This is a genomic window from Microbacterium awajiense (genome assembly GCF_039536545.1).
Taxonomy (GTDB): domain Bacteria; phylum Actinomycetota; class Actinomycetes; order Actinomycetales; family Microbacteriaceae; genus Microbacterium; species Microbacterium awajiense.
In genome coordinates, this window is the sequence record NZ_BAAAYU010000003.1 from 91,366 (window position 1) to 103,615 (window position 12,250).

At 71.4% G+C, this 12,250-nt stretch carries 13 protein-coding genes; 4 read left to right on the forward strand and 9 right to left on the reverse strand.

Features of this window, described 5'->3' with window-relative positions:
• Nucleotides 1–4 precede the first annotated feature (4 nt).
• The 5 genes from ABD663_RS05955 to ABD663_RS05975 form a co-directional block, all read right to left on the reverse strand.
• A complete protein-coding gene (locus ABD663_RS05955) occupies nucleotides 5–793 on the reverse strand; it encodes an ATP-binding cassette domain-containing protein (RefSeq protein ID WP_344737032.1) in 789 nt (262 codons plus the stop codon).
• Nucleotides 790–1,671: an ABC transporter permease gene (locus ABD663_RS05960; RefSeq protein ID WP_344737033.1), complete on the reverse strand. Its 882-nt coding sequence runs from the start codon at nucleotides 1,669–1,671 to the stop codon at nucleotides 790–792. The genes ABD663_RS05955 and ABD663_RS05960 overlap by 4 nt, the downstream gene beginning before the upstream one ends.
• Nucleotides 1,668–2,618, reverse strand: coding sequence for an ABC transporter permease (locus tag ABD663_RS05965; RefSeq protein WP_344737034.1), 951 nt, complete (start codon nucleotides 2,616–2,618; stop codon nucleotides 1,668–1,670). Before ABD663_RS05965 ends, ABD663_RS05960 begins: the two co-directional genes overlap by 4 nt.
• Nucleotides 2,615–4,126 carry an ABC transporter substrate-binding protein gene (locus ABD663_RS05970; protein ID WP_344737035.1) on the reverse strand — a complete coding sequence of 504 codons (1,512 nt, stop codon included), beginning with the start codon at nucleotides 4,124–4,126 and terminating at the stop codon, nucleotides 2,615–2,617. The genes ABD663_RS05965 and ABD663_RS05970 overlap by 4 nt, the downstream gene beginning before the upstream one ends.
• 143 nt (nucleotides 4,127–4,269) lie before the next feature.
• Nucleotides 4,270–5,220, reverse strand: coding sequence for an alpha/beta fold hydrolase (locus ABD663_RS05975; RefSeq protein WP_344737036.1), 951 nt, complete (start codon nucleotides 5,218–5,220; stop codon nucleotides 4,270–4,272).
• A 51-nt stretch (nucleotides 5,221–5,271) separates the two neighbouring features.
• On the opposite strand from ABD663_RS05975, the gene ABD663_RS05980 reads away from it, so the two are divergent.
• The 3 genes from ABD663_RS05980 to ABD663_RS05990 all read left to right on the forward strand — a co-directional run bounded on the left by ABD663_RS05980 (nucleotide 5,272) and on the right by ABD663_RS05990 (nucleotide 6,987).
• The gene (locus tag ABD663_RS05980; RefSeq protein ID WP_344737037.1) at nucleotides 5,272–5,754 is read left to right on the forward strand and encodes a carboxymuconolactone decarboxylase family protein; all 483 of its coding nucleotides are present in this window, start codon (nucleotides 5,272–5,274) and stop codon (nucleotides 5,752–5,754) included.
• Nucleotides 5,751–6,467, forward strand: a complete 717-nt coding sequence (locus tag ABD663_RS05985) for a tyrosine-protein phosphatase (protein ID WP_344737038.1) — start codon at nucleotides 5,751–5,753, stop codon at nucleotides 6,465–6,467. The genes ABD663_RS05980 and ABD663_RS05985 overlap by 4 nt, the downstream gene beginning before the upstream one ends.
• 61 nt (nucleotides 6,468–6,528) lie before the next feature.
• Nucleotides 6,529–6,987, forward strand: coding sequence for an SIP domain-containing protein (locus ABD663_RS05990; RefSeq protein WP_344737039.1), 459 nt, complete (start codon nucleotides 6,529–6,531; stop codon nucleotides 6,985–6,987).
• Between the two features lies 1 nt (nucleotide 6,988).
• Here ABD663_RS05990 and ABD663_RS05995 read toward each other — a convergent pair whose 3' ends face one another.
• The 4 genes from ABD663_RS05995 to ABD663_RS06010 form a co-directional block, all read right to left on the reverse strand.
• On the reverse strand, nucleotides 6,989–7,429 hold the full coding sequence (locus tag ABD663_RS05995; protein WP_344737040.1) for a Fe-S oxidoreductase: 441 nt from the start codon (nucleotides 7,427–7,429) through the stop codon (nucleotides 6,989–6,991).
• A complete protein-coding gene (locus tag ABD663_RS06000; RefSeq protein WP_344737041.1) occupies nucleotides 7,426–8,247 on the reverse strand; it encodes an arginase family protein in 822 nt (273 codons plus the stop codon). Before ABD663_RS06000 ends, ABD663_RS05995 begins: the two co-directional genes overlap by 4 nt.
• Before the next feature lie 99 nt (nucleotides 8,248–8,346).
• A complete protein-coding gene (locus tag ABD663_RS06005) occupies nucleotides 8,347–9,111 on the reverse strand; it encodes a PspA/IM30 family protein (RefSeq protein ID WP_344737042.1) in 765 nt (254 codons plus the stop codon).
• Between the two features lie 55 nt (nucleotides 9,112–9,166).
• Nucleotides 9,167–11,140 (reverse strand): TPM domain-containing protein, encoded by a 1,974-nt coding sequence (locus tag ABD663_RS06010; RefSeq protein ID WP_344737043.1) that lies wholly within the window; start codon nucleotides 11,138–11,140, stop codon nucleotides 9,167–9,169.
• Between the two features lie 141 nt (nucleotides 11,141–11,281).
• On the opposite strand from ABD663_RS06010, the gene ABD663_RS06015 reads away from it, so the two are divergent.
• Nucleotides 11,282–12,118, forward strand: a complete 837-nt coding sequence (locus ABD663_RS06015; protein ID WP_344737044.1) for a DUF3097 family protein — start codon at nucleotides 11,282–11,284, stop codon at nucleotides 12,116–12,118.
• Nucleotides 12,119–12,250 lie beyond the last annotated feature (132 nt).

The following is a 12,250-nucleotide window of genomic DNA, read 5'->3' on the forward strand; positions in this document are numbered from 1 at the left end:
CCGCTCACGGTTGTCCTCCCGGTCGCCAGAGGGTCGCCGTCGCGTCGCGCAGCAGTCCCTGCGTCACCGGCGACCGCGGCTTCGTCAGCAGCTGCGAGACCGGCGCGTCCTCGACGACACGGCCGTCCTCGAGGACGATTCCGTGCGTCGCGATCTGCGACAGCACGGCGAGGTCGTGGGTGATGAAGACGAGCGACATGCCGTCGTCCTCGACCAGCGACAGCAGCAGGTCGAGGATCTCGGACTGGATGGTCACATCCAGAGCGGTCGTCGGCTCGTCCGCGATGAGCAGCTTCGGTCGGCATGCGAGCGCCATCGCGATCGCGACGCGCTGGCGCTGCCCGCCCGAGAGCTGGTGCGGGTACCGCGACACGATGCGTTCGGGGTCGGGCAGCGCGACGCGGGCGGCCTCTGCGACGGCGCGGGCGGCGGCGTCGCGTTTCGACACGTCTTGATGGATGCGGATCGACTCCGAGATCTGGCGGCCCACCGTGCGGATCGGGTTGAGCGCGGTGCGCGGCTCTTGGAAGACGATGCCGATGTCGTCGCCGCGCAGGCGCGCCAGCTCACGATCCGGGAGGCCGATGAGCTCGCGCCCGTCCCACCGGATGCTGCCGCTCGCGAGCGCTCCGTCGGGCAGCAGCCCGAGCACGGCGAGTGCCGTGAGCGATTTGCCGGATCCCGATTCGCCGATGAGTCCGACCCTCGCGCCGTCCGGCACGTCGAAAGAGACGCCGTCGACGACGCGTCGATCGCCGATGTCGATGGTGAGGCCGCGCACTTCGAGCGTCATGCGACCACCTCGGGCACGTGCGTGCGCGCCGCGCGGTCACGGCGGCTGAGGGTCGGGTCGGTGGCTTCGCGCAGGCCGTCGCCGAGCAGGTTCAGGCCCAGCACCGTGAAGGTGATCGCGAGTCCCGGCCACAGCACCGAGAGCGGGTGCACCGTGATGAACTGCTGCAGTTCGGCCAACAGCACACCCCAGCTGGGCTCGGTCACGGGTGCTCCGACGCCGAGGTAGCTGAGTCCCGCCTCGGCCAGCACCGCAACGGCCATGCCCCAGCTCAGCTGCACGATGAAGACCGGGGCGACGTTGGGAAGCAGGTGGCGCACGAGGTTCTGCGTGGGAGTGAGACCGATCGCCCGGCCGGCGAGCACGAAGTCGCTGTGCAGCACACGGCGCAGTTCCGGACGGGTGACGCGCGCGATGTTGACGCCGAAGCCGATGCCCACCGACCAGATCACGACGGCGAGCGACCCGCCCCAGACCGCCGAGATCATCATCGCGATGATGAGCACGGGGAAGGCGATGAGGATGTCGACCAGCACCGCCACCGACTCGCGCACCCAGCGCGCGGTCAGCGCGCCCAGCGCGGCGAGCGCGATGCCGATGACCGTGGCGACGATGCCGGCGCCGACGGCGACGAGCACGGTCGTGCGCGCCCCGGCCATCAGCAGACTCAGGATGTCGCGGCCCGACCCGTCGGTGCCGAGGAGGTGAGGCCACCCCGGCGGCAGCCAGCGGTTGGGGATGTCGACCTGCTGGGGGTCGAACGGCGTCCACACCAGCGAGACGGCCGCGGTCGCCAGCACGACGGCGACGACGATGAGGCCGAACCGTCCTGTCGACAGTCGCCACAATCGCCGCAGCCAACCCCAGCGCCCGTTCACGCGGCCTCCCGCTGTCGAGGGTCGATGAGTCGATGTGCGAGGTCGACGACGAAGCCGACGATGAGGACGAAGCCCGTGAGGACGAGCAGCTCGCCCTGCACCTTGGGCAGATCGCGGGCTCCGACGTCCTCCACCAGCATCCGCCCGATGCCGGGCAGCGAGAACAGCTCCTCGATGATGACGGCGCCCACGATGATGCCGGCGATCTGCAGACCGAGCACGGTCACCACCGACAGGCCCACGTCGGGGAGTCCGTGCCGGATGAGGGCCGCGTTGCGGGTGAGGCCCTTGGCAGCGGCCGTGCGGACGTGATCCTGTCCTGCCGCCTGCAGGGTGGCGCTGCGCACGAACCGCAGCAGCATCGCGCCCTCGATGATGCCGATCGTCAGGGCCGGCAGGATGAGGGCCCGCAGCGCAGCCGCCGGATCCTCCCACCCGGCGCGGGGGAAGCCCTGTGCCGGCAGCCAGCCGAGCCACACCGCGAACACGACGACGAGCATCATCCCGGCCCACACGACGGGGACGGCGGCGAGTGCCTGCGCACCGACGTTGAGCGCGGTGCCGTCGGCGCGTCCGCGGCGGATCGCCGAGATCACGCCGAGCGGAACGCTGAAGGCGATGGCGATCACGAGCGCCAGGATGCCCAGCGGCAGGGTCACCTGCGCCTTCTCGGCGAGCTGGTCGACCACGCTCGAACCGGTCAGCAGCGACGTGCCGAGGTCACCTCGGAACACGCCTCCGATCCAGTCGACGTACTGCGCGGTGAGGGGCTGATTCAGGCCCAACCGCTCACGGATCGCCTCGATCTGAGCGGGCGTGCTGTTGACGCCCGCGATCAGCTGCGCGACGTCGCCGGGCAGGACTCGAAGGGTGACGAAGATCAGCACGCTGGCGACGAAGAGGCCGAGCAGCAGCAGGGCCAGTCGTGTCAGCGTGTATCGGATCACCCGTCGCTCTTGACGAGTTCGGCGAGGTTGAGCCGCTCGTTCACGTTGATCGAGGGCATGTCGGCGATGCCGCTGCCGACGGCGATGACGGACGCGCCGTTGTACAGCCAGTCGGCGGCGGCGTCTTCGGAGACGATGCGGGCGGCCTCGGCGAGCAGGGCGGCGGCTTCGGCTTCGTCGACGGCGGCGAGGGACTGGGCGTAGAGGTCCTGCACTTCGGGGTTGTCGTAGGTGAAGTAGTAGTCGGGGTTTGCCCAGTTCTCGAAGTCGCGGGCTTCGGTGTGGAGCACGAAGCTGAGGTCGTAGTCCTGGTTGATGTAGACGTCGTTGAGCCAGGTCGAGAAGTCGACGGACTCGACCTGCAGGCTGATGCCGACCTCGTTGAGGTCGGAGACCAGGATGGTGGGGATCGTGGTCGCGTAGAAGTTCGGGATCGTCAGCGTCAGCTCGAGGTCCTCGGCGCCGGCCTCCTGCAGCAGGGTGCGGGCGGCTTCGGGGTCGTACGGGGCCACATCGGAGAGGTCCTCATAGCCGGGGTCGAGCTGCGGGATCGGCCCGTACATCTCCTCACCGGAAGCGAGGGCTTCGATGATCGCGGCGTGGTCGATCGCCTGGCGGATCGCCTGCCGCACCCGCTGGTCGGCCAGCGGGCTGCCCTCTTTCTGGTTGAACGCGAGCGTGCCCTTGTCGGTGGACTGTCCCAGCACGACGGTGAAGTCACCGGTCGCTTCGATCTGCTCGGTCAGGTTCGCGTCGAACCCGGTCACCACATCCACCTCACCGGCGGATGCCGCGTTGAGGGCGGCCTGGTTGTCGGGGATGTACGCGAAGACGACCTCGGCGACCCCGGCCGCGTCTCCCCAGTACTCCTCGTTGCGGGTGAACGTGATCGAATCGCCCTGCCGCCAGCTGTCGAGCACGAACGGGCCGGTGCCGTTGGCTTCGGTCTGGTAGTCGACCGAGTCGTCCTCCTTGAGGATCACCCCGGCACGCCCGGTCAGGTTCCACAGCAGCGACGAGTCGGGCTCGGTGAGGGTCAGCGTGATCTCCTGGCCGTCGGCGGTGATCGACTCCACGTTCGCCAGGCGGGCGGCATCCCGCCACTCCGGGGTGTCCTTGCGGGTCTGCAGCGACCACACCACATCGTCGGGCGTGAGCTCCTGACCATCGTGGAAGGTGACTCCCTCCCGCAGCGTGAACGTGTAGGTCAGCCCGTCGGGCGAGACGGTGTAGTCCTCGGCGAGGGAGGGGACGATGTCCTGCTCGGGGGTCCGCGAGACCAGCCCCTGGTAGATGTTGTCCATCAGGATCTGGTCCAGCGCCGCGCCGGCGGTCTGCCGGATGTCGAGGTTGCCCGGCTCGAGCACCAGACGGATCGCGACCGACGCGTCCGCGTCCGGCACGCCCGTCGTGGTGGGCGTGGGCTCCGACTCGCCGGTGCAGGCGGTCAGAACCAGCGCGCCGGCGGCCAGCAGGCCGGCCGCCGCCAAAGCTGTGCGACGAAACATGGAAGTCCTTTCGAGAGGCATCCGCGTGCTGTGCGGGATGCCGGATCCCGGGGGTGGATCGGCAGGAGCGCCGGTGCGATACCCCAGCCTAGAGAACCGCGCGCCGCACCGCCGAACTCTTGACGTGCAACGACTTCGCGGGGTCAATGCTTCCCGGCGAGCTCGCGCAGGCGCCGACCGAGCTCGCCCGGCCGCTCCTCCTGAACGTTGTGGCCCGAGGCGATGACCTCCATGACGGCGCCGGGCACGCGCTCGTGGAACAGCGCGGCATCCGCATCGGTGACGTACCCGTGGTCACCGCGGATGAACGTGATGGGCGCCGTGACCTCGGCCAGATCCTGCCAGCCCGATTCTCCCAGCACGGCCGAGAGCGCGTCTCCGCGCGCCGCGGCGGCCTCGGCGACGTCGGGATCGGCGGCTGCGGCTGCGGCCAGGTGTGCGAAGTGGTGCTTCCATTCGAAGCGTCCGTCGGCGCGTCGCCGCGAGTTGTGGAACACGCCGCGCTCCGCCGCCCGGCGCGATCCGCCGAGGCCGAAGGCGAGTGCGCGCTCGACCATCTCGTCGCGCGTCGCCCAGTCGGTCGGTCCGGCGAAGAACTGGCGAAGCTGTGCGGCGCCGCCGTTCGGGTCGATCCCGGGTGTGATGTCGACGATGACGACCCGGTCCACCAGGTCGGGGCGGGATGCCGCGACGGCCGCCGCGGTCAGTCCGCCCAGGGACTGGCCGACCAGCAGCTGCGGGCCCGTCGTCCAGGCATCCATCGCCGCGGCCACATCGGGAGCGAGCACGCGCGCGACGTAGGCGGCGTCGTCACGCCACGAGGAGTCGCCGTGACCGGGCAGATCGACGGCGAGCGCGGGCAGCCCGAGCGCGAGGATCGTGGTGTCCCACGTGTGGGCGTTGAGCCCGGCGCCGTGCAGGAAGGTCACGGCCGGGGGCGCGTCGGCGCCGTCCGGTGAATAGCGCAGGGCGCTCAGGTTGCGGCCGTCTCCGAGCGTGAGGTCCACGCGCTCACCGCGGGGGAGGGCGCCGGCCACGCCGAGGTCGGCGGCCTGCTCGGGAAGGAACGAGAACTCGTCGGTGGGTTCGCTCACCGCTCCATCATGACGCACTCCTGCGACGGGGGGCGCGGGTAGGCTGGCGCCATGAGCGAGGAGCGCCGCGTCCACCTGTCCAAGTCGGCGCCGCCGGCCTACCAGGCGCTCGCCGGCTTCTCGAAGACCGTCGGCCAGCTCGCCGACGAGGCGGGCATCGATGCGCGACTCAAGGAGCTCGTCCAGGTGCACGTCTCGCAGCTGAACGGGTGCGCGTACTGCGTCAGGGTGCACGTCGACCGGGCCGTGGAGGCCGGCGTGGACGCCGACGTGATCGCGCAGCTGCCGGTGTGGCGCGAGTCGGGGGTCTTCTCCGACCGCGAGCGGGCAGGGCTCGAGCTCGCAGAGGCCCACACGTTCATCCACGAGGGCGGTGTGCCGGACGACGTGTACGACCGCGTCGGCGGCATCCTGAGCGAGAGCGAGTACGTCGCCCTCAGCTGGATTCTCGTGTCGATCAACGCGTTCAACCGTGTGGCGATCGCCGGGCGCTACCCGGTGCCGGCGCGCGACTCCGCCGGCGCAGCGCGGTGACCGCTGCCGACCCCACCGTTTCGGGAGCGGTGAACCTGCGCGATGTCGGCGGGCTCCCCGCCGCGGGCGGGTTCACCCGTGGCGGCGTGCTCTACCGCTCGGGCAGTCTCGCCCAGCTCGACGCCACGGGAGTGGCGCAGCTGGAGAGGCTCGGCCTGCAGCGGATCATCGATCTGCGCGCCGACGACGAGGTCGCCCACGCACCGACCCCCGGTCCCCTCGCGTCGGCGGTCCAGCGGGTGCCGCTCTTCCTCGGCTCGGTGGCGTCGTTCTTCGAGCAGGACGTCAGCCTCGACGAGATGTACCGGATGCTGGTGGACGGCTCGGCCGAGCGCGTCGTCGACGTCGTGCGGGGGATCGCCGGCTCGCAGCCGGTGCTCGTCCACTGCACCGTCGGCAAGGACCGCACAGGGGTCACCGTCGCGATCGCGCTCGCCGCCGCGGGCGTCGATGAAGAGGCCGTCGTCGCCGACTACGCCCGCACCGAGAGCCTGCTGCCCGAGTGGCGCAACCGACGGGTGGTCGAGCGCCTCGCATCGATGCATCCCGGCGCCCGTCACCTCGAAGACCTCGCGACCCGGTCGCCCGCGCCCGTGATGCGCAGCCTGCTGGCGGATGTGCGGAATCGGTACGGGTCGGCGGCCTCGTACCTGCGCGACCACGGCCTCGAGGCCGATGAGCTCGTCGCGTTGCGCGCATCGCTCATCCGGTGACGCCGATCGCATACGCCGAGTGAGGTTAGGCAACCCTTGCCAGGGGTATAGTGGAACTGTCATGACCTCCACCGAGCACAGCCCCGCCGCCTGCCGCGCTTCGCGGCACACGCGCGTGCAGCATCTGATCGCCGCCGACGAGGCGTCGCTCGCCGATCTGCAGGCGCTGCTGGCCACGCTGCCGATCTGCTCGACGGGCCGTGTCTTCGTCGAGGTCCCGGATGACTCGTGGGTGGGCCGCATCGATGCCCCCGCTCGGATGGTCGTCACGTGGCTCGACCGCTCGACCCGATCGGGCGAGCCCGGCACGGGTCGGGGCTGCGCGCCCGGCCAAGCCCTCGCACGCGCCGTGACGGCGTGGGCGGATGAGATGCTCTGCGCTGACGACGATGACACGCGCATCCACCTGATGGGCGGCTACCTCGGCACCGCCGACATCCTCGACCACCTGGTGGACAGCGGCGTTCCGGCCGACCGCGTGCACACTCCCGCGCACTACGGCCTGGCGCCGGCGTCCTGACTCACCGACGCGGCACGTAGTTGCCGTCGGCGAGCCCCGCCTCGATTTCGAAGCGGTTGCGCAGCGGGTCGCGGCCGGCCAGCAGGTACAGCACCGGCATCAGGAAGCCGTACCGACGCCACTGGTGCCGGTGCACGGTCTCGTGCGCGAGCAGGCGGTCGTCGATGACGCCGTCACCGGTGAGGAAGCATCCGCCCGCGCACACTCCGCCGCGCGGGAAGGTCCAGCGGGGCATACCCCGGAACACCCACAGCTCTCCGCGTCGCTCGATCGGCCCGGTGCTCCACAGCGTGCCCCAGATCCATCCGACCGCACTGCCGTACCAATAGCCGACCAGGCTCACCGGCGAATCGAGCAGCAGCCGCGGGATGAGGCGGTCGAACCGTCTGCCCCGGGCGACGCGCCGCTCGGCCTCTTCGCGCCAGCCGGGCGGCGGTCTCACGCCAAGGCCCCGACGATCCGCAGGATGGTGCCGAGATCGTCGATGGCCGACGCCGGCGAGGACGGGGCGAAACCGGCGATGCTGGCGCCGACCAATGGTGCCGCGTCGCGCACCCGGGCGAGGGCCGCGACCAGATCGGCGGCGCTCACACCGAACGGCACGGGCCCGGTCACACCGGTGATCTCGGCGGGATCGAGCACGTCGAGGTCGACGTGCACGTACACCGCGGCGGCGCCGATCTCGCGCACCGCGTCGGCGAGCGCCTCGGGGTGGGCGAGGGCGCCGGCATCCAGCCAGCGGACGCCGGCGGCATCCCGGTACTCGAGTTCGGCGTCGTCGCAATCGCGCGCACCCGCGAGGACGACGCGGGTGGCCGCGACGCCGCCGCCGCCGATTCCGAGCGGCTCGGCGGCGCCGTCGAGCACGGCGCGCAGGGCCATTCCGCCGAACGCCCCCGAACCCGACGACTCGGGGGAGTGCAGGTCGCCGTGGGCGTCGAGCCAGACGACCGCGAGATCCGGGTGTCGCGACCGGGCATGGCTTATGCCGGCGACCGCGATGCCGCAGTCGCCGCCGATCAGCAGCACGGGCTCGGCGTGTCCGGCCAGGGCCTCGTCGGTGGCCAGCCGTGTGCGCTGCAACGCGCTGTAGCGATGGATGCCGGTGTCGACGGCTTCGCCGGCTTCGAGCGGCACGTCCACCCAGGTGCAGGCAGCGCGGGGCAGATCGCCGGCGATCGCATGGGCGCCGTCGATCAGCTGCATCGCCCGCGATGACGGCGAGCCCTGCCACTGCGGCACGATGACGAAGCGGGTCATCCGTCCATCATCCTTCACACCTGGTCGAGCGGACGAGGATGCACGCGACACGCCGGGTGAAGCGTGCATCCTCGTCCGCTCGACGACGGCGGGGGTCGGTTACGGGGTGTACGGGGCGCTGGGCGCGTCGATCGCGGGAGCCGCGGCCGGCTTGCCGCCGCCCTTGAGTGCGGCCAGCCGCGCCTCGACCTCGGTGAGCTCGCCGACGTCGTCGAGCTGGTTGAACTGCGCGTCGAGGCTGGATGCCGCGAGCTCCTGCTTGCCGGCGGCGAGGGCCTCCTGGCGACGCACCTTGTCTTCGAAGCGACCGAGCTCGCTGGTCGGGTCGAGCACGTCGATCGACTTGACGGCGTCGTGGACCTTGTTCCGCGCCTCGGCGGTCTTGGCGCGCGCGAGCAGCTCGCTGCGCTTGGTCTTGAGCTGCTCGAGCTTCTGCTTCATGCCGTTGAGGCCGTCTTTGAGCTTGTCGACGACCTCGGACTGCGATGCGATCGTCGGCTCGGCGGCCTTCGCCTCGTTCTCGGAGCTGATCTGGCGCTGGAGCGCGATCTTGGCGAGGTTGTCGAACTTGTCGGCGTCGGCGGTGTTGCCGGCGCTGCGCAGCTCGTCGGCCTTGCGGCTGGCCGCGAGGGCCTTGTTGCCCCACTCGGTGGCGGCCTGGACGTCTTCCTCGTGGTCGCGCTCGAGCAGACGCAGGTTGCCGATGGTCTCGGCGATCGCCGACTCGGCCTCCGCGATGCTGTTCGTGTAGTCGCGCACGAGCTGGTCGAGCATCTTCTCCGGGTCCTCCGCAGAGTCCAGGAGCGCGTTGATGTTCGCCCTCACGAGCGTCGAGATCCGGCCGAAGATGGACTGCTTTACCATCGGGGTTTCCTTCCTGTGGATGGTTGGTGACGTACGGGTCGGTCGAGGACGGCGGTCAGAAGCGTCCTCCTCCGCGGCGCCGACGGGTGCCGCCGCCTCCGAAGCTGCTGGAGCTGAGCCCGCCCGACGTCCTCATCGAGGGCCGGCTCGTGGTCCTGCGCGACGACGACGAGCGCCCGCCGCCGACCGCGGAATTGATGAGGATGCCGCCGAGCACGGCCCCCATGAGGTCGCCTCCGCCACCGCCGCTGCTGCGTCCGGTGGGCAGGAGGCCGCCGCCGCCCGCGAACGAGCCGACGTCGCTCTGCGCGGAGCGGATCGCCTCGCCGGCCAGCTGATCGGCGCGCTGGGCGTGCTGCAGGGCCGTCTGCGGGTCGCCGGCCTGCAGCTGCTGCGCCTGCACGAGCGAGGCACCGGCCTGCGCGAGCCGGGTGCGCGCTTCGGCACCGACGGCTCCGCGGCGCGCCGTGATGTAGTCCTCGGCGGCGGAGACCTGCGCCTGCGCCTTCATGATCGTCTGCCCGAGCATCTGCCGTGCGCGCTCGGCCTGTGCGGCGGCATCGCGCACCTGCTGGATGACCGTGTCGATCTGCCGGTTGGCGCCTTCGAGCCGTTCCAGCGCCGCGAGCGGGCGCGTGTCGGGTCCGGCGAGGTCGGTGCGCGCGCCGTCGAGCTGCGTGCGCGCGGCCGCGATCGCCCCGGCGACGTGGCCGTCGGGGTCGGGCAGCGATCCCGCCGCCGCGATATCGCCCTCGATGTCGGCGATGAGGGTCGCGGCGGTCTTCTCGGCTTCGGCGAGGTCGGCGGCGAGCTTGTCGATGGCCTGCTCGAGCAGCTCGGCCTGGCCGACCGCCTCTTCGGCGGCACGCAGGCTGATGGCGGCCTCGCCGCCGTCGCCGCCTTCGATCGCGGTCTGTGCGGCGGCGAGCTGCTCTTCGGCGAACGCGAGACGGTCGCGCGCCTGCTCGGGGTTGTCGGCGATGGTCGCGAGCGCCTCGGGCGCGTAGCGGCCGGTGAGCGTCGCGAGCGTGGCGGATGCGGCATCCAGCGCCCCGGCTGCCGTGCGGCTCTCGGTGCGGATGCGTTCGAGCGCGGCCGGCGCGTTCTGCTCGAGCCTGCGCAGTTCGTCGAAGTCGGCGGCCTTCTCGTCGAGCTCGCGGTTCGCGTTCTCGCACAGTTCGAGGATGCGCGTGTTCCACTCGCGGACCTGCTGCTCGGTATCGGGCTCGGAATCGTCCAGCTGCTGCTGAAGTGTGAAGGCCTCGTCGAGCGCGCCACGCGCGGCGGCGAGCGCCTGCTGGAACGGCGCGGTCGCCGCCTCGCCGAACTGGGCCTTCGCGAAGCCGAGCTCCTGTTCGCTGGTCTTGAGGGCGTCGTCGGTGGCGACCAGAGCGGATGCCGCACGCCGGGCGAGCTCGGCGGTGGTCACCGCGTCGGCGCCGCCGGCACTGCCGCCCACACCTCTGCGTCTGCGGCGGATGATCACCCACGCCACCACGCCGATCGCGGCGACGACGAGCACGACGATGATCCACATCGGGAATCCGCCGGTCCCGCCGCCGGCGGCGTCCTGCAGGCCGTCGGCGGCCGCGATCGCGGCGCCCGACCAGTCCTCGGCGGACAGTTCGGGCTGGATGAGCTGCTGTTCGATCTGCCCGAGCTGGTCGAAGCTCACCGGCCCCGCCGAGTCACCCGAGAGGTAGTACTGGCGGGCGTCGACGGCGACGGCGAGCAGGTACTGGTTCGGCCCGAGGCCGTTGTCGATCGCGGTCTGGTCCGCCCACGACTCGGCGTCGGACGGGTTGGTGAACTCGTCGACGTACACGACCCACAGATCGACGTCTGTTTCGGAGCTCAGCCGCTCCAGTCGCTCCTCGGCCGCAGTGCGTTCCGAGTCCGACAGCGCACCGGCATCGTCGAGGACGTACTGCGACCCCAGGGCGACCGGATCGGTTGCAGAAGCGGACGTCGTCGCCGCGAACATCAGGGCGAGCGCCGCTGTGAGCGACAGTGCCCATCGCGCGCGCATCGAACCCCCTTCACCGGGATGCCACGTCCCGGCCCCCGCCGAGAGTCTATGCAGTCGCGCGCATTCGTGGGTAGGGGCACGGGCGGCGTGCCGGAGGTCCGCGACGTCCGGGCGCAGGTAGTTTCCGTCTTCGGAGGTGCGATGGACGACCGCTATGGAACCGACGTTCTGGCTGCCGGCTGGCGCGACCGGCAGCGCCGAGAGGTGCCCCGCGTCGAGGCATCCGCAGACCTCGTCGTCGAGGTGGCCGACGACGGGTTCTGCGGCGCCGTGACCGGTGTGCAGTCGGGCCTGGTCGAACTCGAAGACCGCCGCGGGGCGAGGCGTCTGTTCCCGCTCGGGCCGGGATTCCTCATCGACGGCGCAGACGTCGTGCTCGTCGCGCCGACGGCGGCCGCGCGGGACCGTCGACCCGCGCGCACCGCGTCGGGATCGTTCGCCGTCGCGGGTGCGCGCGCCCGGGTCGCCCGGGCGAGCCGCATCCTCGTCGAGGGTCGCCACGACGCCGAGCTGGTCGAGAAGGTCTGGGGCGACGACCTGCGCGTCGAGGGCGTCGTCGTCGAATACCTCCAGGGCGTCGATCTGCTCGCAGCAGCGCTCGACGACGAGCCGCCGTCGGCCGAGCGCCGCTACGGCGTGCTGGTGGATCACCTGGTGCCGGGCTCCAAGGAGTCGCGCATCGCCGATGAGATCGCCCGCGGCCGCCACGGAGAGCACGTCAAGATCGTCGGGCATCCCTTCGTCGACGTGTGGCAGTGCGTCACGCCGCGCGCCGTCGGCATCGCGCGCTGGCCGGAGGTTCCGCGCGGCGTCGACTACAAGACCGGCGTGTGCCGCGCGCTCGGCTGGCCCGCCGAGGACCAGGCCGATCTCGCGCGGGCGTGGCAGCGCATCCTGGCCTCGGTGCACAGCTACCGCGATCTCGAGCCCGCGCTGCTCGGCCGCGTCGAGGAGCTCATCGACTGGGTGACCGGCTGACCCCGCGCCCCACCGCCGCAGCCGCGGCGCGCCGAGGCAGACTCCGCGATCGGTGCGGGGGAGGGTCGGCGGCGCCGGCGCGCTCGAATAGCCTGGAGGGGTGTCCGACCCCGCCCCCACGTTCCGCGCGCG

Excerpts from the sequence above, each read along its gene's own strand:
- ABD663_RS05980 (WP_344737037.1), top strand. The coding sequence starts at position 5,272 with ATGAGCGAGGAGCGCCGCGTCCACCTGTCCAAGTCGGCGCCGCCGGCC.
- ABD663_RS06005 (WP_344737042.1), bottom strand. The coding sequence starts at position 9,111 with ATGGTAAAGCAGTCCATCTTCGGCCGGATCTCGACGCTCGTGAGGGCG.
- ABD663_RS06010 (WP_344737043.1), bottom strand. The coding sequence starts at position 11,140 with ATGCGCGCGCGATGGGCACTGTCGCTCACAGCGGCGCTCGCCCTGATG.
- ABD663_RS05955 (WP_344737032.1), bottom strand. The coding sequence starts at position 793 with ATGACGCTCGAAGTGCGCGGCCTCACCATCGACATCGGCGATCGACGC.
- ABD663_RS05990 (WP_344737039.1), top strand. The coding sequence starts at position 6,529 with ATGACCTCCACCGAGCACAGCCCCGCCGCCTGCCGCGCTTCGCGGCAC.
- ABD663_RS06000 (WP_344737041.1), bottom strand. The coding sequence starts at position 8,247 with ATGACCCGCTTCGTCATCGTGCCGCAGTGGCAGGGCTCGCCGTCATCG.
- ABD663_RS06015 (WP_344737044.1), top strand. The coding sequence starts at position 11,282 with ATGGACGACCGCTATGGAACCGACGTTCTGGCTGCCGGCTGGCGCGAC.
- ABD663_RS05970 (WP_344737035.1), bottom strand. The coding sequence starts at position 4,126 with ATGTTTCGTCGCACAGCTTTGGCGGCGGCCGGCCTGCTGGCCGCCGGC.